Origin of the sequence: Haloplanus sp. GDY1 (assembly GCF_023703775.1) — an archaeon.
In the GTDB taxonomy this organism is placed as follows: domain Archaea; phylum Halobacteriota; class Halobacteria; order Halobacteriales; family Haloferacaceae; genus Haloplanus; species Haloplanus halophilus.
This window is the reverse complement of record NZ_CP098514.1, coordinates 2455571-2474323: the sequence shown is the minus strand read 5'-3', so window position 1 is coordinate 2474323 and position 18753 is coordinate 2455571. Positions and strand designations below refer to the sequence as shown.

Annotated in this window: 21 protein-coding genes and 3 tRNA genes; 13 read left to right on the top strand and 11 right to left on the bottom strand. The window is 71.3% G+C overall.

What is annotated here, in order from left to right:
* Positions 1 to 83: 83 nt before the first annotated feature.
* Entirely contained in the window at positions 84 to 827 is a 744-nt protein-coding gene (locus NBT67_RS13250) for a creatininase family protein (RefSeq protein ID WP_251342243.1), read from the top strand.
* Here the strand turns inward: NBT67_RS13250 and NBT67_RS13245 are convergent, their stop codons facing one another.
* Both NBT67_RS13245 and NBT67_RS13240 read right to left on the bottom strand, forming a co-directional pair.
* Positions 828 to 1229, bottom strand: a complete 402-nt coding sequence (locus NBT67_RS13245) for a DUF5790 family protein (protein WP_251342242.1) — start codon at positions 1227 to 1229, stop codon at positions 828 to 830.
* Positions 1230 to 1310: 81 nt separating this feature from the next.
* Entirely contained in the window at positions 1311 to 1646 is a 336-nt protein-coding gene (locus NBT67_RS13240; protein ID WP_251342241.1) for a dihydroneopterin aldolase family protein, read from the bottom strand.
* 88 nt (positions 1647 to 1734) lie between these two features.
* Here NBT67_RS13240 and azf point away from each other — a divergent pair, with 88 nt between their 5' ends.
* Entirely contained in the window at positions 1735 to 2523 is a 789-nt protein-coding gene (azf, locus tag NBT67_RS13235) for an NAD-dependent glucose-6-phosphate dehydrogenase Azf (protein ID WP_251342240.1), read from the top strand.
* A gap of 141 nt (positions 2524 to 2664) precedes the next feature.
* Here azf and NBT67_RS13230 read toward each other — a convergent pair whose 3' ends face one another.
* Positions 2665 to 3285 carry a DUF309 domain-containing protein gene (locus NBT67_RS13230; protein ID WP_251342239.1) on the bottom strand — a complete coding sequence of 207 codons (621 nt, stop codon included), beginning with the start codon at positions 3283 to 3285 and terminating at the stop codon, positions 2665 to 2667.
* Between the two features lie 75 nt (positions 3286 to 3360).
* On the opposite strand from NBT67_RS13230, the gene NBT67_RS13225 reads away from it, so the two are divergent.
* The gene (locus NBT67_RS13225; RefSeq protein WP_251342238.1) at positions 3361 to 3780 is read left to right on the top strand and encodes a hypothetical protein; all 420 of its coding nucleotides are present in this window, start codon (positions 3361 to 3363) and stop codon (positions 3778 to 3780) included.
* Between the two features lie 415 nt (positions 3781 to 4195).
* Here NBT67_RS13225 and NBT67_RS13220 read toward each other — a convergent pair.
* Positions 4196 to 4268: transfer RNA gene (locus NBT67_RS13220), tRNA-Arg, on the bottom strand.
* 116 nt (positions 4269 to 4384) lie between these two features.
* Between NBT67_RS13220 and NBT67_RS13215 the strand changes: the two genes are divergently transcribed.
* The 4 genes from NBT67_RS13215 to NBT67_RS13200 all read left to right on the top strand — a co-directional run bounded on the left by NBT67_RS13215 (position 4385) and on the right by NBT67_RS13200 (position 8008).
* Positions 4385 to 4816: a hypothetical protein gene (locus NBT67_RS13215; protein WP_251342237.1), complete on the top strand. Its 432-nt coding sequence runs from the start codon at positions 4385 to 4387 to the stop codon at positions 4814 to 4816.
* Positions 4817 to 4938: 122 nt separating this feature from the next.
* Entirely contained in the window at positions 4939 to 6390 is a 1452-nt protein-coding gene (locus NBT67_RS13210; protein WP_251342236.1) for a single-stranded DNA binding protein, read from the top strand.
* Between the two features lie 184 nt (positions 6391 to 6574).
* Positions 6575 to 7006, top strand: a complete 432-nt coding sequence (locus NBT67_RS13205) for a histone family protein (RefSeq protein WP_251342235.1) — start codon at positions 6575 to 6577, stop codon at positions 7004 to 7006.
* Positions 7007 to 8008 (top strand): histone deacetylase family protein, encoded by a 1002-nt coding sequence (locus NBT67_RS13200; protein ID WP_251342234.1) that lies wholly within the window; start codon positions 7007 to 7009, stop codon positions 8006 to 8008.
* Here the strand turns inward: NBT67_RS13200 and cca are convergent.
* On the bottom strand, positions 8005 to 9354 hold the full coding sequence (gene cca, locus NBT67_RS13195) for a CCA tRNA nucleotidyltransferase (protein ID WP_251342233.1): 1350 nt from the start codon (positions 9352 to 9354) through the stop codon (positions 8005 to 8007). The two genes, NBT67_RS13200 and cca, sit on opposite strands and share 4 nt — an antisense overlap.
* Positions 9355 to 9466: 112 nt before the next feature.
* Between cca and NBT67_RS13190 the strand changes: the two genes are divergently transcribed.
* The 3 genes from NBT67_RS13190 (at position 9467) to NBT67_RS13180 (ending at position 12335) form a co-directional block, all read left to right on the top strand.
* Positions 9467 to 9539: transfer RNA gene (locus NBT67_RS13190), tRNA-Asn, on the top strand.
* Positions 9540 to 9671: 132 nt separating this feature from the next.
* Positions 9672 to 10778 (top strand): ABC transporter substrate-binding protein, encoded by a 1107-nt coding sequence (locus tag NBT67_RS13185; RefSeq protein ID WP_251342232.1) that lies wholly within the window; start codon positions 9672 to 9674, stop codon positions 10776 to 10778.
* On the top strand, positions 10779 to 12335 hold the full coding sequence (locus NBT67_RS13180; protein WP_251342231.1) for an ABC transporter permease: 1557 nt from the start codon (positions 10779 to 10781) through the stop codon (positions 12333 to 12335).
* A gap of 54 nt (positions 12336 to 12389) precedes the next feature.
* Here the strand turns inward: NBT67_RS13180 and NBT67_RS13175 are convergent, their stop codons facing one another.
* Together NBT67_RS13175 and NBT67_RS13170 are read right to left on the bottom strand one after the other, a co-directional pair.
* The gene (locus NBT67_RS13175; protein WP_251342230.1) at positions 12390 to 12824 is read right to left on the bottom strand and encodes a GtrA family protein; all 435 of its coding nucleotides are present in this window, start codon (positions 12822 to 12824) and stop codon (positions 12390 to 12392) included.
* A gap of 8 nt (positions 12825 to 12832) precedes the next feature.
* Positions 12833 to 14266, bottom strand: a complete 1434-nt coding sequence (locus NBT67_RS13170; protein ID WP_251342229.1) for a sulfatase family protein — start codon at positions 14264 to 14266, stop codon at positions 12833 to 12835.
* 168 nt (positions 14267 to 14434) lie between these two features.
* On the opposite strand from NBT67_RS13170, the gene NBT67_RS13165 reads away from it, so the two are divergent.
* Positions 14435 to 15337 (top strand): ABC transporter substrate-binding protein, encoded by a 903-nt coding sequence (locus NBT67_RS13165; protein ID WP_251342228.1) that lies wholly within the window; start codon positions 14435 to 14437, stop codon positions 15335 to 15337.
* Positions 15338 to 15411: 74 nt separating this feature from the next.
* A tRNA-Ile gene (locus NBT67_RS13160) sits at positions 15412 to 15519 on the top strand.
* Positions 15520 to 16062: 543 nt separating this feature from the next.
* Here NBT67_RS13160 and NBT67_RS13155 read toward each other — a convergent pair.
* Complete coding sequence (locus NBT67_RS13155) at positions 16063 to 16590, bottom strand: hypothetical protein (RefSeq protein WP_251342227.1); 528 nt, start codon at positions 16588 to 16590, stop codon at positions 16063 to 16065.
* A gap of 81 nt (positions 16591 to 16671) precedes the next feature.
* Between NBT67_RS13155 and NBT67_RS13150 the strand changes: the two genes are divergently transcribed.
* On the top strand, positions 16672 to 17334 hold the full coding sequence (locus NBT67_RS13150; RefSeq protein WP_251342226.1) for a CRISPR-associated protein Cas4: 663 nt from the start codon (positions 16672 to 16674) through the stop codon (positions 17332 to 17334).
* On the opposite strand, the gene NBT67_RS13145 is transcribed toward NBT67_RS13150, so the two are convergent.
* From NBT67_RS13145 to NBT67_RS13135, 3 genes are read right to left on the bottom strand one after another with little or no spacing between them, the layout of a single operon-like run.
* Positions 17317 to 17898, bottom strand: a complete 582-nt coding sequence (locus tag NBT67_RS13145; protein ID WP_251342225.1) for an L-threonylcarbamoyladenylate synthase — start codon at positions 17896 to 17898, stop codon at positions 17317 to 17319. The genes NBT67_RS13150 and NBT67_RS13145 overlap by 18 nt on opposite strands.
* Entirely contained in the window at positions 17898 to 18410 is a 513-nt protein-coding gene (locus NBT67_RS13140) for a redoxin domain-containing protein (protein WP_251342224.1), read from the bottom strand. Before NBT67_RS13140 ends, NBT67_RS13145 begins: the two co-directional genes overlap by 1 nt.
* Complete coding sequence (locus NBT67_RS13135) at positions 18410 to 18694, bottom strand: glutathione S-transferase N-terminal domain-containing protein (protein WP_251342223.1); 285 nt, start codon at positions 18692 to 18694, stop codon at positions 18410 to 18412. The genes NBT67_RS13140 and NBT67_RS13135 overlap by 1 nt, the downstream gene beginning before the upstream one ends.
* Positions 18695 to 18753: the final 59 nt, after the last annotated feature.

Genomic DNA, 18753 nt, shown 5'->3' with positions numbered 1-18753 from the left:
TGGCCACACTCCTAATGCTACCGGCCTGCGAACGCAGGCCGCGACGACGGGCCGTTGAAGGGGCTCGCCCGCGAGGAACGGATATGCACCTCAGCGACGCGACCTGGACCGACGTGCGCGACGCCGACACCGACCTCGCCCTCCTGCCGGTCGGGAGCACCGAACAGCACGGCCCCCACGCCCCCCTCGGAACCGACGCCTACCACGCCGAGACGGTGGCCGCGGCGGGTGCGGACCGCCACGACGGCGAGGCCGTCGTCGCGCCGACGGTGCCGGTCGGCGTCGCGGAGGAACACCGCCGCTTCGACGGGACGCTCTGGGCGTCGCCCGACACCTTCCGCGACTACGTCCGTGACGTGATCGGGAGCCTCGCCCACCACGGCTTCGACCGCGTCGTCGTCGTCAACGGCCACGGCGGGAACGTCCCGGCGCTCGGCGAGGTGACGGCGAGGGTCTCCCGCCACGACGACGCCTACGCCGTCCCCTTCACGTGGTTCGAGGCGGTCGGCGACCACAGTTCCGAGATGGGCCACGGCGGGCCGCTGGAGACGGCGCTGTTGCGCGCGACCCATCCCGAACTCGTCAGGGAGGACCGGATCGCGGAGGCCCGCGAGCGGGCGAGCGAGAAGTGGGGGGACTGGGTGCCGGGAACGGGGACGAACCTCGCCCACGACTCCGACGAGTTCACCGAGAACGGGGTGGTGGGCGATCCGGGAGCCGGCGACGCCGAGCGCGGCGACGAACTGCTGGATCTGGCGGCCGACTCGCTCGCTCGGCTGTTGACGGCGGTGGCCGACCGCGACCCGCCGGCGGCCGCCGATCGGTAGTCACTCCTCGTCGGCGTCGAGGTCCTCGAGCGAGCCGCGGAGTTCCGGCACCGTGTTCGCGAGGTCGCTCGCGTCGTCGTGAGCCTCGCTGATGGTCTCGATCAGGGCCTCGAGGTCCTCGATGGCGGCCGCGAGGTCGGCGGCGTCCTCGAAGGCGTCCGCACGCTCACCCATGGTGTACCACTTCTTGGCCTGGCGAAGGTGGTCCTCGGCCTCGCCGGCGTCGAGCGCCGACCGGAGGCCGTTGAGGACGCCGAGGACGTTGTCCGCCTCGGTCTCCCAGATCTCGTCGGCGTCGGGGAGTTCCGCCCGCGCCGCCGCGAGGTGTTCCTCCACGTCCGCGCGCATCTCGTCCGCGGCCTCGCCGAACAGTTCGTCGTCGCCGAGCGTCGTCTGACTCATGTCCGGGAGTTCGCCGGCGTGTGAGTTAAACGCACGCCCGAAAGTGAAAGTGAAACGGAGGGGCTCGGCGGTGTGAGCCGCCTATTCGACCGCGACCAGCCGCATCAACGGATAGCCGTCCTCCATGACCATCTCCGTGTCGACGACGACGCCCTCGTACTCGATCCGCATTGCCACCTCCATGAACCGGCCGGTGAGTTCGACGTAGCCGTGCTCGTCGGCCGCCTCGGAGAGCGCCGCCTCGTCGATGTCGACGGTGACCGACGCGCAGAACGGCTGGTTCTCGATGGCCTCGGCCATCGCGGCCTCGAGGCTCGCGGCGCTGTCGGGGGAGACGGGCGTGCCCGCGAACTGGTGGTAGAGCGATCCGAACTTGATGCCCGCCTCGAAGCAGGCCCGCTGGGCGTCGCTGACCATGCCGGCCCGACGTGCGGGCGGTGGTAAGGCCTGTCGCCCGACGTCGAATCGGTCCTTACTTGGTCTCGGTCGTCCCAACGCCACACGAATGGACGACCCGGTGTTACTGACGGGCGCGGGCGGACGCGTCGGGCAGGCCATCCTGCACGGGATCGGCGAGGCCCACGAGTGGCGACTCCTCGACCGGGAACCCCTGTCGAGCGACCGCCTCCCGCCGGGCGTGACCGACGACGACGTCGTCGTCGCGGACGTGACGGACGCCGAGGCGATGGTCGAGGCGATGGCCGGCGTCGGCGCCGTGGTCCACCTCGCGGGCGACCCGCGGCCCGAGGCCCCCTGGAACTCCGTGCTGGAGAACAACATCGACGGCACCCAGACGGTGTTCGAGGCGGCGGTCGAGGCGGGCGTCGAGAAGGTGGCCTTCGCCTCCTCGAACCACGCCGTCTCCGCCTACGAAACCGGCGAGCGGACCCCCGAGATGTACCGCACCGACGACGACTACCTGCTCGACGGGACGGAACTCCCCCGCCCCGGCAACCTCTACGGCGTGAGCAAGGCCGCTGGCGAGACGCTGGGGCGCTACTACCATGACACGGAGGACCTCTCCGTGGTGTGTGTCCGCATCGGCAACCTCACCGAGGGACACCCGCCCCGGAACTACGAGCGCGGGCAGGCGATGTGGCTCTCACATCGGGACTGTGCCCACCTCTTCGACCGCTGCATCCGCGCCGACTACGAGTACGAAATCGTCTACGGCATCTCCGACAACGAGCGCAAGTACTACTCCATCGACCGCGCGAAGGAGGTGCTGGGCTACGACCCGCGGGACGACTCCGCGGCGTACACGCTCGCGGGCGATCCGAAGGACGATGCGTAACGAGTCACGAACGGCGGCCGAAAGCTACTCACCCCCGGAGGCGAACGAAGCCATATGGATCGACAGCAACTGATCGCCCTCGTCCTCACCGGCCTCATGCTGTTCTCGTCGCTCGCGTACGCCGTCTCGCTGGTCTGAGCGTCACTCCGTCTCGAACAGCCCAGCCACGTCGTCGAACTCCCGCTCCCGTCGCTCGACGTGTTCGGCGAGTCGCCGGTAGACCAGCCCCCGGTGCTCGGCGGCGGCGACGAACTCCAGCAGCGTCGACGTGAACAGCGTCCGCTCGCCGGCCTCGATCTCCTCGCGGGCGAACGCGGCGGCGCGGTCGACGACCGCGGGGTCGTAGTCGTACTCGTCGGCCAGCGCCCCGGCGGCCTCGACGGCCGCCTCGAAGCGCAGGTCTGCCAGTCCGGGGACCCGACCCTCGTGACGGATCGGCGGCGGACGCCGCCGCTCGGCGACCTCGGGGTCGGCCGCGAGCGTCGCGAGGGCGCGCCGGAGCGGCGCCACGTCGACGCCGCGATACGGCGATGCCAGCCCGTCGAGGTAGTCGCCGGCGCTCGCCGCGAGGCCGCTGGCCCCGCTCCAGTTGCGGGTTCGGGCGTGGTGGATCGCCGCGGTGAACTGGACGAGGCCGTGGAGGAACCGCTCGTCGTCGGTGCCGTCCGGGAGACCGAGCCACACGCCCTCCCACGGATCGTGGGCCGCGCGGTGCTCGCCGTCGTTGTAGAGCGCGATGCCGGCCCGGAGCGACGCGTCCATGCTGAGCCTTCGGCGCGGACACGGAAAAACCGCGCCGTCGCAACCCACAAGCCGCGCCGCGTGGTACCAGTACACATGAGCGAGAACGAGATCGACCTGACCGACGCCGAGCGCGAGGCGCTTCACGAGGTCGAACTGGGCGTCGAACACCTCCACCGGGCGCACGGCCACCTCGTCGCCTTCCATCACAGCACCGGGCGGGCGATGGACCACCTGGCGGTCGCCGAGGAACGACTGCGGGAGGCCGGGCACCGACGGCTCGCCGACCGCCTGCGGGACGAGTACCTCCCGCGCGGCGTCGTGCCGCCCTGCGAGGGCGACGGGGCGACGGCCGGCAGGTGGTCCTACGACATCCTCGAGAAGTTCCAGACGACGTTTCTGGAGGACGTGGTGGCGTACGGCGACGAGGTGCACGACCGACTCGCGGACGGGCGACGGCACGTCACGGAGCGCCGGCAGGAACGCGAGTGGAAGCGGCGGGCGCGGGAGGAGTGAGCGCCTCGTCGTCGTGGCGTCAGCGGAAACGTCCACTCCCGTGCGAACGCAGTAAGCACGGGGCACGTCAGGTCGCGAATAGAGCGACCGATGGTCCCGTCGGTCGACGGAGTCGGCCAGCGACGCAGTGAGCGTCCCGACGGAGTCCCACGCGAGCGAAGCGAGCGTGGGGCACGTCAGGACCGAACGAAGGAGTGACCTGACGAAGATTTGAACTCACTCACTTCGTTTCGCTCGTTCGCTGCTCAAATCTCCGTGTCCCCGGTTCTGCTGACGCGGACACCTCGCTGTCGCTCGGTGTCGTAGCGTCAGCAGAACCGTCCTGACGGAGTCCCACGCGAGCGAAGCGAGCGTGGGGCACGTCAGGACCGAACGAAGGAGTGACCTGACGAAGTCAGGTCACGACCGAAGTGAGCGTCCTGACGGAGATTTGAACTCCGGTCCCTGGCTCCGCAAGCCAAGAGGATAGTCCACTACCCTATCAGGACTCATGCATCCATACCCGCGAGTGGCTTAAGACGGTTACGATCCGTCCCCGTCGGAGAGTCAAAGGATCCTTTGAGGGTACGGAAAGGGTATGTCGTCGCCGGTCAACGGACGAGGCATGGACCGACGGACGCTGCTCGGAACGCTCGTTCCCGTCGTCCTGGGGGGCTGTATCGAGGCGCCCAGGGACGACGAGGAACCACTCCGCCTCGACGAGGCGTCGCTCCGGGACACCGGCCGGTGTGCCGACGCCGAGACGGCGTCGGTGGACGTCTCCGAGTCGCGGGTGCGGGTGACGGGATGTGTCACGGGGCCGAACGGCTGTGCGGTCGCGAGTTTCGGGTCGGCGACGGTGAGCGGGCGGACGCTCGACGTGGTCGTCACGACCCGGCGCGACGCGCCGCCGGACACGGCCTGCACGCAGGCGCTCGTCCCCCGGGGGTACGAGGCGACGATTCGGCTGGCTCGCGGCCGACCGGATCGGGTGCGCGTGATCCACGACGCGGCTGGCGGGAGACGACAGGTCGCCGAGACGGCCGTGGATTCATAGGCGAAGGCGGGGCAAGCGGCGGCCGTGAGCCGGAGCGAACGAGCCCGGGAATCGGGCGACGAGAGCCGGAAAACCGGGGAAGGACAACGCTTAACGGGAGGGTCCGCCTGTTGCACGGTACGATGGGTGTAATCGAGGACGTCTACGAGGACCTCGACACCGACGTGGAGTTCGAGGAGTTCGAGGCCGCCGTCCACGACAAGGTCGAGCAGATGGGGGGACTCGCCGACGAGGAGACGGCGGCGATGCTCATCGCTCACGAACTGGAAGACGAGGAGGTGAGCGGCGTCGCGGACATCGACCCGGGGATGGACGAGGTGAAGTTCCTCGCGAAGGTCGTTGGGATCGGGGATCTGCGGACGTTCGAACGCGAGAGCGACGGCGACGACGACGAGGAGGCCGACGAGGGTCGCGTCGTCAACGTCGACGTGGCCGACGACACCGGGCAGGTGCGCGTCTCCTTCTGGGACCGGATGGCCCAGTCGGTCGCGGACGGCGAACTGGAGGTGGGCGACGTCCTGCGGATCAAGGGCCGTCCACAGGAGGGGTACAGCGGCGTCGAGGTGAGCGTCGATCAGGCGGAGGTCGACGAGGACGCCGAGGTGGACGTCCAGATCCAGGACACCTACCGCATCGAGGACCTCTCGCTCGGCCTGTCGGACGTGACCCTGCAGGGACTGGTGCTGGCGACGGACACGGTACGGACGTTCGACCGCGACGACGGCTCCGAGGGCCGGGTCGCCAACCTGACGCTCGGCGACGAGACGGGGCGCGTCCGGGTGACGCTGTGGGACGAGCGCGCAGACCGAGCCGAGGAACTCGACGCCGGGACGAGCGTCGAGGTGGTCGACGGCTACGTCCGGGAGCGGGACGGCGACCTGGAGTTGCACGTCGGCTCGCGGGGGGCGGTCGAGGAGATCGACGCCGACGTCGCGTACGACCCCGAGACCACGGACGTGGCCGACCTCGAACTCGGCGCGACGGTGGATCTGGCGGGCGGCGTCATCGAGACCGACCCGAAGCGGACGTTCGACCGCGACGACGGCTCCGAGGGGCAGGTCCGGAACGTCCGCCTCAAGGACGAGACGGGCGACATCCGGGTGGCGCTCTGGGGCGAGAAGGCCGACCTCGATGTCGACCTCGCGGACTACCTGGTCGTCACCGACGCCGAGATCCAGGAGGGGTGGCAGGACGACCTGGAAGCCTCGGCGGGGTGGCGATCGACGGTGACGGTCACCGATCCGCCGGCGGACGCGCCGGGTGCCGACGGCGAGAGCGGGAGCGGGAGCGAGAGCGAGAGCGAGAGCGGAAGCGACGGAACCGGACTCGACGCCTTCGGCGACGACGGCGAGAGCGGGAGCGGCGGCGCGGACGACGGCGCGAGCGGCGCCCCCGCCGACGGCGAGACGGTGCAGTTCACGGGGACGGTCGTGCAGGCTGGCGATCCGGTCGTCCTGGACGACGGGACGGAGACGCGGAGCGTCGACACGGACGCGGACCTCCGGTTGGGCGAGGAGGTGACGGTTCGCGGGCCGATCCACGGCGGGCGGATCGACGCGGACGAGGTGTACTGATACGGATCGTTGTAACCGGTTACCGGTGGGTTCGCCGGATCGTCTCGGCGAACCATCGGTACTGACGTACAATAAACCGTATGAGCGGGCGTCGATTCCCGTCCGGGACGACGACCGTACAGTGCCGGAGAGGGGCGTTCGGCCGACGGAAAGGATTATACCCGATACGGACGGGTATCACGGTATGAGCGTCGAGTTACCGTTCGCCCCGGTGGACACGATCATCCGGCGGAACGCGGGCGACCTCCGGGTGAGTGCGGGTGCGGCGGAGGAACTCGCCAGACGCATCCAGTCCCACGGGGCGGACCTCGCCGTCGACGCGGCCGAGCGGGCGACGGCGGACGGGCGAAAGACCCTGATGGCCGCCGACTTCGGCGTGGAACAGGTGGTCGACAGGGGGTCGCTCGAACTGCCGGTGGCGCCGGTCGACCGCATCGCTCGCCTCGAAATCGACGGGCGCTATCGCGTGTCGATGAACGCGCGGATCGCGCTCGCCGACATCCTGGAGGATTACGCGGACAACGTCGCGGCGGCGGCGGCGACGCTCGCGGACCACGCCGACCGACGCACCATCCAGGCGGAGGACATCGAGACGTACTTCGCCCTCTTCGAATAGATGCAGTTCGGCTACACCGAAGCCTGCATGGGGCACGACACCGGGGATCGGCATCCGGAGACCGCCGACCGACTGCGGGCGATCCGCCAGCAACTCGCCCGGCGCCACGGCGTCGAGTACGTGGACGCCGATCCCGCGGCCGTCGAGGCCGTCACCGCCGTCCACGACGCCGGCTACGTGGACGATCTCCGGGAGTTCTGTGCGGACGGCGGCGGCAACTGGGACCCCGACACCGTCGCCTCGGCGGGCACCTGGGAGGCCGCGCTGGCGAGTGCGGGCCTCGCCCAGTGGGCCGCGGAGCGGGCGCTCGCGGGCGACGACGGGCGGGAGACGCCCTTCTCGCTCGGTCGCCCGCCGGGTCACCACGCCGTCGTCGACGACGCCATGGGGTTCTGTTTCTTCAACAACGCCGCCGTCGCCGCCCAGTCGGTCGTCGACGACGGGGCGGCCGAGCGGGTCGCGATCTTCGACTGGGACGTCCACCACGGCAACGGCACGCAGGACATCTTCTACGACCGCGGCGACGTGTTCTACGCCTCGATTCACGAGCGGGGGCTGTTCCCCGGAACCGGCGACGTCGACGAGACTGGATCGGGCGACGGCGAGGGGACGACGTTCAACGTGCCGCTCTCGGCGGGCGCCGGCGACGCCGACTACCTGCTGGCGTGGGAGGCGACGGCGGCCGCGATCGAGCGGTTCGATCCGGACCTCCTGCTCGTCAGCGCGGGGTTCGACGCACACCGCCACGACCCCATCTCGCGGATGCAGGTGTCGACGGAGGGGTACGGCCGCCTCACCGACGCGGTGCGGACGACGGCCGACGAGACCGGCGCCGGCCTCGGGTTCGTGCTGGAGGGAGGGTACGGCCTCGATACGCTCTCGGAGAGCATCGCGACCGTCCACGAGACGTTCGACGGCCGATCGCCGGTCGAGGACGACGGCGACCCGAACGACGCCACCCGCGAGCTACTGGACGAGGTGCGGGCGGCCCACGGTCTCTAGGGTTCGGGGGCGAAGTAGCGGGCGAGTTCGACGCCGAACTCGTCGGCCAGGTCGGCCACCGCGTCGTCGACGAGCAGGTCGTAGCCCTCCGCCAGTGCCGTCTCCACGTGGGCGCCGAGCGCCACGTCGAAGATGGCGTCGCCGCCGAGCAGGGCACGGGGCGTCGTGAACTCGCGGTCGCGTTCGACGACGTAGCGATCCCCGTCGAGGAAGGGGCCGTACACGTCGGCGTCGGCGTAGGCCTCGTAGAACCCGGTCGCGTGCTCGCGGACGTGAACCGGGGGGCCGCCGTGTCGCTGGACGCTCGGGAGTTCGTCGACGGCGAGTTCGACGAGGAGGACGGCCCGACCGGCGGCGAAGGTGGCCGAGCGAACGGGGGCGAACCCCCGGCGGTCGAGTTCGCCCGCGATCCCGCCGAGCGATTTGCGCAGCTGTGGGTAGAGCTGGTCGTCGACGAGGTCGGGCGTCTCGAAGACGACGGCCACCGGGGTGGTGCCCCGGCGGTCGAGGTGGGCGCGGACGTCGGCCGGGTCGACGGGGGCGGGCTCCGAGGGGACGAACGGGTCCTCTCGGGGATCCGAGAGCAGGTCACGGGCGTAATGCTGGAGGCGGGCCACGTTCTCCGACGAGCAGACGGCGGCGACGTTGCGCTCCGGATCGGTGGGGTCGATCACGACGAGCGGGTCGTCGAACGTCGCGGTCCCGTGGTCCTCGGGGTCGAGGCGGACGGGCGGATGCCAGTCGGCGGCGGCGCGAACGAGCGGGACGAACCCGCCGTACTCGAGGACGAGGAGTTCGGAGAGATAGCCCGAGAACCCGCGGGTCCGGAGGTCGCTCCCGTAGGCGCCGATCCCGGTGAGAAAGGCCTTGAACAGGCGCACGTCGCGCGTCAGGTCGTCGTCGAGACGCTCGCGCAGGTAGGCGTCGTGGAAGGGGGTGCGGTCGACCGCCGACTGGATCGCCGCCGCGTCGGCGACGTCGTAACAGGGGACGAGGTCGACGTCGAAGCCGCGGACCTCGCCGGTGACGTAGGGGTGTTCGGCGTACTCCTCGCGGCCGTCGGGGAGGGCCGCGCGGCCGACCGCGAGGCCGTATCGCTCCAGTTCGGCGCGGTCGAGATCCGGCGGGAAGCAGACGAAGAGGTCGATGTCGCGGTCGTCGGCCAGCCACGTGCCGCGGGCGGTCGAGCCGACCTGGACGACGCGCGTCTCGACCGGGAGGTCGGCGGCGGCGTCCCGAACCCGGTCGGTCAGGTCGTCGACGGCCGCCCGGAGCCGCTCCCGTTCGGCGGAATCGGGCGTCACGCGGTCGGCCACCCGCGCGAGCACTCCCTCGAAGTCGCTCATACCGTGGGCATCCGCCCGGCCGGTCGAAAGGGTGTCGGTCGCACGGGACCGACCGACGGGGGGCGGGTGAAAACGAAAGCCCTTTGGGGCGAGTTCGACTACCAGTATCCGAGCCGTCGTAGCTCAGATGGTAGAGCACCTCGCTGTTAACGAGGTGGTCCCAGGTTCGAGCCCTGGCGACGGCGTCTTTCTCCGAGTTCGTACCGGGAGCGACACGTTCGCCAGCGACCGGACCGAGGCGTCGCCGCCACCGCCGTGTCGCAAAAATATACCGATGAAATGTTTAAGTGGGATGGATGCTATCGGCACGCAAGGGTATGCCTTGGCCAACCACCACACGCCGCGGTGCGTTGCGCGCGGCGGGGGCAGCGCTCGGCGTCGGGCTCGCGGGCTGTGTCGGCGGGACGGGGGGATCCGGCGGTTCGGGGGCGACGGGGACGCCAGCCGACCCGACGGACGTCTCGGTCATCCTGAACTGGAAGCCAAACGCGACGCAGGCGGGGTACTTCGTCGCCGACCGGAACGGGTTCTACGCGGAGGAGGGGCTCTCGGTCGACCTGGTGTCGGGGCAGGGCGGGAGCTTCGCCGCCAAGCAGGTCGGCCTCGGCAACCAGGACGTCGGGCTGGGGACGGGCATCGCGCTGTTGCAGGCGCGGAACCGGGACCTCGACGTACGCGCCTACGCGGCGGCACAGGACTCCAACGCCGTCATCTACACCGTCGAGGAGCAGTTCGGCGGCCGGCTCACCGACCCCTCGCAACTGGCGGGCAAGCGCGTGGCGGTCGTCACCGAGTCAGCCAAGACGTTCTCCTACCTGAAGATGCTGCTCGCCCAGGAGGGGATCGGAGAGGAGGTGGAACTCGTCAGCGTCGGCGTCGAACAGCAGACCTCCCACCTCCTCTCGGGCAACGTCGACGCCGCGGTCGGCATCTTCTCCGACCCGCTCGGCCTCGACGCCGAGGGGTACGAGGCGTCGATGCTCTGGCTCGCGGACTACACCCCCTCCATCGGTCGGACGGTGTTCACCCGTCCCGGCTACGCCGCGGAGCACCCGGACGTCGTCCGGGGGTTCCTGCGCGGGACCGCCCGCGGGTGGGCGTGGGCGTCCAACCACCCCGAGGGGGCGATGGACCGGATGGTCGAGGCCCGCGAGAGCCTGTCGAAGTCGCGTGACATCGGCCTGCTCAAGCTGAAGTACACGGCGAAGAACCTCGTGTTGACCGAGACGGTCCGGAACCACGGCTGGGGCTACCAGCGCGGGGACGCCTGGGAGCGGGTGGTCTCGAACCTGGTCGAGGGCGACGTGATCGGCGACGGCGGGTCGGCCGCGAGCGCCTGGTCCAACGAGTACGTGGATTCCGAGGCCGAGTACGTCGGCGACTACGCCGCACAGGTCTCCGTCGACTACGACCTCCCCGTCTGAATGCGGGCGGTTCGCGTTCGGCGGGCCGTCGACGGACTCGCGCGCCCGGCCGTCGCCGCGTTCTCGCTCGCCGTCGCGGTCGGCCTGTGGCAGGCCGCGACGGTCGTCTGGGGGATTCCCTCGATCCTGCTTCCCGCGCCGACCGAGGTGGTCGCCGCCCTGCGGGAGCGACCGGGTCAGGTTGCCGGTCACGTCCTCTATACGAGCTACGAGATCGGTCTGGGGTGGGTCGCCGGCGTCGGCGCCGGGATGGCCGCCGCGGGCGCGATGGCCGCGTCCAGACGCCTCCGTCTCGCGGTCTATCCGCTCCTGGTGTCCGTCCGCATCGTCCCGCTGATCGCCATCGCACCGCTCCTGATCGTCGTCTTCGGGGCGACCCTCCGGACGCGCGTGCTGCTTGCGGCCATCCTCACCTTCTTCCCCGTCACGGTGGCGACCCTCGACGGGTTGCGCTCGGTGCCGCAGGGGCAACTCGACCTCCTGCGGTCCGTCGAGGCGTCGACCTGGAAGCGGATCAGGTACGTCCGCCTGCCCAACGCCCTTCCGAGCGTCTTCGCGGGCGTGAAGATCGCCACCCCGTTCGCCGTCGAGGGGGTGTTGATCGCCGAGTTCCTCGCCGCCTCCCGGGGGCTCGGCCACGCCGTGTTGCAGGCGGCCGCGGCGCTCGACACCCCCCTGCTGTTCGGGGAGGTGACCCTGATCGTCGCCCTCGGCCTCGCGCTGTTCGGCCTGGTCGTCCTCGCCGAGCGGTCGATCCGCTGGGCGGACGACGCGGCCGGCATCGACGGGGTCGGCACCGGTGGCGTCTCGGCACCGACGCCGGAGCGACTCGTCTTCGGCGGCGTCGCGCTGGCCGCGCTCGTCGGGGTCTGGCTGGTGGGCACCGTCACGGTCCCGAACGCGGGCGTGTTCCTGCCGCCGCCGGCGGCCGTCGCCGCGTCGCTCGCGGAGACCCCCGGTCTGTTCCTGCGGGCGTCGGCGTCGTCGCTCCGGAAACTCGTGGTCGGGTGGGGGATCGGGGGCGCCGTCGGCGCGTCCCTCGGTGCCGCCCTCGCGTTCGCGCCCCGGAGCCGGCCGGTGATCGGCCCGTTCCTCGTCGGCGCGCGCGTGACGCCGAGCATCGTCGCCGCGCCGCTGTTGCTGGTGTGGCTGGGTATCTCCGTTACCGCCGGGATCGTCCTCGTCGCACTCGCCACGTTCTTCCCCGTCGCCGTCGCGACGGCGAGCGGGCTCACGACCCTCCCCGAACGCCACCGCTCGCTGCTCGATTCGGTGGCCGCCCCCCGGCGGACGCGGCTGGTCGTCCGACTTCGGTTCGGACTGCCGACCGTGATCGCCGGCGTGAAACTCTCGCTGATCAGCGGGCTCTCCGGGGTCGTCATCGCCGAGTGGTTCGTCGCCAACGGCGGCCTCGGCGTCCTCGTCAATCAGGGGATGCGGAACCTCCAGCCGGCGCTCACCTACGCGGCCGTCGCCTGTCTGTTCTCGCTCGGCATGCTCCTGTTCGGCGGGGCGAGCCTCCTCCAGCGACGCCTCGACTTCTATAGTAGCGATTGAAAGTCATTGCACAGTTGACCGTACACCGTACTGCGATCCGCTGTGCAAACAGTTTCAATCGCTACTATAGCCCCAGGTCCACCGCGAGTCGAGGACGTAGCGGTAGACGCCGCTGACGACGATGCCGACGCCGTTGGCGACGAGGTAGGGGATGGTCGCGGCCGAGACCAGCGCGTACAGGACGCCCACCTGGATCGGGATGGCGGAGCCGCGGACGAGGTTCGTCCGCAGGAGGCCGCGGCCGTACTCCCGCCAGCCGTCGTGTCTGGAGTCGTAGAACGTCCAGCGGTTGTTGACGCCGTACTGGAGGACGATGGTGACCTCGATGGAGCAGACGGCCGCGAGCAGATACTGGACGTTCCCCCACTCGACGAGCGTGCCGAGCAGCGCCGTCTGGAAGGCGGCCGCGACGGCACCGACGGCGAAGAAGCGACGGATCTGCGGCGCCTCGGGACCGACCAGTATCGCCCGCAGCAAGCGCCTGAGCATCGTGTGTGCTACCTGTACCCCAGCGCTTCCAGTCGCGTCTCGAGGTCCTCGTCGACGGCCGCCTCGCCACCCTCGGCGTCGACCGCCGCCAGCGTCTCCGCGTGGTCGACGGTGACCCCGCGGAGGCGGGTTCGGGCCGCGACGACCGCCGGATCGTCGTCGGCCGACAGGTCGGTTCGCTGCTCCGGGTCCGCCCGGCGGTCGTACAGTTCCTCCTCGTCCGTCTCCGTGTTGCGGATGTAGATCCAGTCGGCGTCGCGGGCGCTCACCAGCAGGGCACCCTCGTCGAGCGACCGGGGGATGGGCTGCTGGGTCACGTCGTCGCCGCGGACGGTGACGGTCACCACCGGATCGTCGGGCGGGGCGACGCCGTCGCGGATCGTCGGCAGGAGGCTCTCGCCGGCCCACTCGGGCGCGGGGTCGACGCCGAGCAGGTCACAGACCGTGGGCGGGATGGCGTCGAGGCCGACGTGGGCTGCCACCCTGCGGGCCGGCATCCCGGGCACGTCGACCAACAGGGGGACCTGGACGAGTTCGTCGTAGAGCTTGGGGTAGTGGGCGAGGTGGCCGTGGTCCATGAACTCCTCGCCGTGGTCGCCGGCGACGACGACGGCGGTGTCCTCCGCGACGCCCGCCGCGTCGAGCGCGGAGAGCAGACGGTCGAGGCTGTCGTCGACCTGCCGCACCGCGCCCTGGTACAGCGTGCGAAGGTCCGCGAGGGTGCCGTCCCCGACGGACCACCCCAACCCCGTGCGCACGTGGGCGACCAGCATCCGGACCTTGCCCACCCGGCGGTCGGAGAGGTCGCGGAGGTACCGCGGCGCGGGCACGTACGGCGTGTGGGCGTCCATGTAGTGCACCCACAGGAAAAACGGGTCGTCGGTTCCCTCGACGAAGTCGGTGGCGCCGCGCTCCACGTCGAGCATCCGCGAGGCGTCGGTGAACGGGCGCTCGTCGTCGCCGCCGCGCAGGAGGCTGCCGGCGCGACGGAACGGCGAGGTGAACAGTTGGAGCCACGCGCCCCACGTCGGGTGGGCGGCGACGAACTCGCCGGCGCGGCCGTCCGTCCCGCCGCCGACGAACGCGTCGAAGACGTCGAAGCCGTCGTCGTACCCCCAGTGTTCGGTGAGGAAGCCGTTGGCGGCGTTGAAGCCACCGGTGGCGACGCCCGCCGCGCGCAGCCGTTCGGCGAGGGTGGTCACGGCCTCGCCGTCGACGCCGATGCGACCCGTGTCGGCGAAGACCGGCCGGGAGGCGAGGATGGAGGGAAATGACATGGGCGTCCAGTTGCCGTGGGCGAAGGCGTTCTCGAAGACGGTGCCGCGATCCGCGAGCGCCGCGAGCGTCGGGGTGTCGTACTCGCCGCCGTAAGGTTCGATCGCGTCGGCTCGCAGGGAGTCGACGGTGACGAGAAGGACGTTGGAGACGGGCGTGTCTGTCATGGGCGGATGCGACGGTGAGCGCCGTCGACGCGCCGACCCCCGACGCCGTCGACGACCACTGTTGTCCGTCACAAGGGGGACGACCGTACTCAAGGTTTTGATCGGCAGCCGTCGACGAGACGGTGCGCCATCACGGGGGTTTACCCCCCTCCACCCCGATCACCCTCCGTGCGCGTCGTCTCGCTCCTCCCGTCGGCGACGGAGACGCTCGCGGCGCTCGGTGTCGACCCCGTCGGCGTCTCCCACAGCTGTGACTACCCGCCCTCGGTCCGGGATCGGCCGACCGTGACGGGGACCCGCATCGAACACGAGAACCGGTCGAGCCGGGAGATCGACGAGCAGATGGGGGCGGTCGAGGGTGCCGTCTACGACCTGCACGCGGACCGCCTCGAAGCGCTCGATCCCGACCTCGTCGTCACCCAGGCCACCTGTGACGTCTGTGCCGTCGAGGCGTCGGCGGCCGTCGACGCCGTGTCGTCGCGGGGCCTCGACGCCGACGTCCTGACCCTCGACCCACACTCCCTCGGCGACGTCCTCGACGACCTGCGACGGATCGGCGCGGCCGTGAATCGGGGCGACGAAGCGGAGCGGCTCCGGGAACGGTTGCGGGACCGCGTCGAGTCGGTTCGGTCGAGCGTCGACGACCGCGACCGGCCACGGACGGCCCTGCTCGACTGGACCGATCCGCCGATCAGGGGCGGCCACTGGGTGCGCGAGATGGTGCGACTGGCCGGCGGCGAGGCGTCGTTTCAGCCGGACGGCCCCTCGGAACCCGTCGCCTGGGACGACCTCCGTGCGTACGATCCGGAGCGCCTGATCGTCGCCCCCTGTGGCTTCCCGACGGAACGGGCCCACGACGCCGCGACGACGCTCGCCGCGCGCACGGACTGGACGGGGATGAGCGCGGCCGAGTCGGGGGCCGTCTACGCCGTCGACGGGAACGCGCTGTTCAACCGCCCGGGACCGCGGCTCGTCGACTCGCTGGAACTCCTCGCGGACTGCCTCCACCCGGACCGGCGGGGGGCGAGCCCCGGGACCGACGCCCGGACGCGCCGGGTCGCGTCCCCGTGAGCGGGCGCGCGGATGGGACCCGGCGACGCCGCTCCGGCACGTTCAAGGCGCCGGGGCGTCGACTGGGAGCGTACGGGCCCTTAGCTTAGTCCGGTTAAAGCCCCCGGCTCATACTGGCTGGCGACGCCGCGTCGCCGTCATGGGACACCGGGTGATCGCTGGTTCGAATCCGGCAGGGCCCATCGATTTCCTGCGAACGTCAGTGAGCAGGAAATCGTCCGCTCTGCCGGTTCGAGCCAGGGAGTGAAGCGAGCGGAGCGAGCGGAACGACCGAGGTTCGAATCCGGCAGGGCCCATCCCACTTTTTCCTCGGTCGCTTCGCTCCCTCGCGAAAACGTGGGGAAAAGACCGCAGGATGGACTCGAAGCGAGGAGCAACGCGAGCGGCACGACCGAGATACGGTCCCGGACCGAAGGCCGCTCGGACGCCGCGACGGCCGAGGGGGACGGCGAACCCCGCGGCGCGTTCGCGGTCGTCGTTCGCCCGCAGAGCCTCGGCGACGGGGGTGCCCTCGGCGAGGCCGGCGACGTAGATCCCGCGGGGGCGGTCCATGCCCGGGGGAGGACGACGGCGTCGCCGTCGGTCCCCCTTTCGGTCGGACCGGAACAGCCGGCCAGTGCGGTCGCGAGCGCCGATCCCGTCAGCGTGAGAGACCGCCGCCGCCGTGACACCGGCGACGGGTTCGGCCGCGGGAGGATACGCCCGCCGCTGGCGAGACGCCGGGATTAGTACCGGACGACGGCGTCCAGGATGCCGACGGTCTGGCCGGCACCGACGAGCGCGAGGCCGAGGAGGGAGGAGACGGGAGCGACCGGCGCGGCGGCGTAGACGGCCGTCCCGAGAGCGCAGACGGCCCCGCCGCCGAGGTACGGGATCGACGCGGGAGTCACGGAGCGACCACCCGGCGAGTCGGCGGCGACGGCCACGCCGGTCCGGAGCAGGCCGCCCGCTGGCAGCACCATCCACGCGTAGAGCGCGAGAGCGAGCAGCGGGTCGGCGTCGAGGCGGAAGCCCGCGACGCCGAGGGCCGTGGCGACGACGCCGACGGCGACGATCGACCACCAGGTCCGGAGGACGCCCTCGCGCATCTCCGCCCGACCGGTGACGGCGAAGCCGACGAGGAGCGCGGCCATCACGACGTGGGCGACGAACAGCGCGTGGGTGGAGACGGCGCCGAGGTGGGCACCGGCGACGACGGTCCAGGCGAGGGGCACGAGGAGGCCCGGACCGGTTTCCCGGAGGCGACGGAGCACGGTGGACGGTGGGGGCGGAGCCACAAAGAAGGTCGACTCCCGAGCGGAGGGTTCAAACCCGATGGCGCGGCCACGCTCGCCGTGGCAGAGATCAGCTTCGCTGCCCTCGCCCGGGCGGCGTACTGTCCGCGCCAGTACTACTACGCCCGTCGGGAGGAGGGTGATCGACCGCCCCCGGCGGCCCGGGAGCGGCGCGACCTGGCGTTCCGGTATCCCGAACTCCGGGATGCGGGCGACGCGGCATTGGCGTCGGAACCGATCGAGCCCCCGCCGGCGGCGTATCGCACGGCGCTCGACCGACTCGCGACCCGCGAGGACTGGGCGGCGCTGGTCGACCCCGGATCGAGAGAGGTGGTCCTCTCGGGCCGGGAGTGTCGGGGACTGGCCCACAAGGTGCTGGATGGGGAGCCGCCGACGCCGACGTTCGTCTCCCCCGGGCGGCCGCCGGAGCGGGGGGTGTGGCGCCCCCAGCGGGTGCGGGCGGTGGCGATGGCGAAGGCGCTCGCCTGGGAGCGCGGCCGCGAGGTGCCGGCGGCGCTGGTGGAGTATCCGGCTCACGGCGTCGTCCGGCGGGTGCGGCTGACGACGCGGAACAAGGCGGCCTACCGGCGGACGGTCCGGACGGTCCGAGGGGTCGACGGCCCGCCGCCCCGGATCGACGACGCGGCCAAGTGCGAGGCCTGCGAGTACCGCGAGCGGTGTGGCGTGCGAAGCCGGTCGCTCAAGTCACTGCTCGGCCTCTAACCAGGCGTCGATGTCGTCGGCCATCGCGCCGCGGCGGTGGACGACGCCGCGACCGGGGTCGACGACGGTGCTCTCGGTGCCCGGCGTCTCGCCCCCGTCGAGGACGACGGCGACGCCCTCGCGGACCCGGTCGTCGAGGTCGGCGACGCGGGTGACGCTGGGCGATCCGGAGCGGTTGGCGCTGGTGGCGGTGAGCGGCGGCGTCCGGTCGAGGAGCGACCTCGCGGTCCGGTGGTCGGGGACGCGCACCCCGACCCGGTCGCGGCCGGCGGTGAGGGCCTCGGGGAGCGCCGGCCGGCGTTCGACGACGACGGTCACGGGACCGGGGAGGAAGCGGCGCATGAACCGCTCCTCGCGGTCGGTGGGACGGGTGTGATCGAGCGCGGCGTCGACGTCCGGGACGGCCAGCGAGAGGGGCTTGTCCCGCGGCCGGTCCTTCAGGTCGAAGACGCGCTCGACGGCGTCGGCGTCGGTGGCGTCGGCGCCGAGGCCGTACACCGTCTCGGTGGGGTAGACGACGGCGCGGCCCGCGCCGACGGCGGCGACGGCGTCGTCGACGGACATCAGTCGGCGAGCGCGCGGATCTCGCGCTCCAGGTCGTCGTAGGGCGGGAAGTCCGGCCACTCCTCGGCCACCCACGCGTACCGGACGGTGCGGTCCTCGTCGAGCAGGAAGGTGGCTGGCCGGGGTTCCGAGACGCCGGCCATCCCGTCGAGGTCGTGTGCGACGCCGTACGTCCGGGCCACCTCGTTCGCGGGGTCGGAGAAGAGGTCGAACGCCATGTCCCGCTCCTCGATGAGTCGCTTGTGTTCGTAGGGCGTCGAGATGGAGACGCCGACGACGGTGAGGTGCTCGCCGAGGTCGCGGTCCCGGAGTTCGTTCCAGATGTACGTCGCGGGGAAGGCGCCGTCCATCGGGTAGAAGACGAGACAGACGGGGCCCTCGTCGGTGAGGTCGGAGAGGGCGGCGTCCGCCCAGAACTCGGCGTTGACGAGGGGGCGGGTGAAGTCGGGGGCGCGGTCGCCCTCGGCGACGTGGTCGGTCTCGGGGAGGGAGACCACCTCGAAGTCGACCATCAGGCGTCACCTCCCGCGTCGACGAGGCCGTCCCCGTAGGTGGACTCCAGGTACTCGACGACGTTGGCGGACTCGGACATCGTGACGCCGGTTCGCTCGTCGACGATGGCGGGGACGGGACGCGACCCCGCGACCCGCTTGACGACGTTCCGCTCGGAGTGCATCGGCTCGACGAACCGAGAGGCGTAGTCGAGGTCGAGGTCCTGCAGCGTCCGGACGACGCGCTCGCAGTACGGACAGGCCTGCAGGCGATACAGGGTGATCGGTGGGTCGCCGTCTGACATGTCCCCGCGTACGGCAGGCGGCGGCCTAAGCCCTTCGCTCGGGGCGTTCGGGTCGCGTG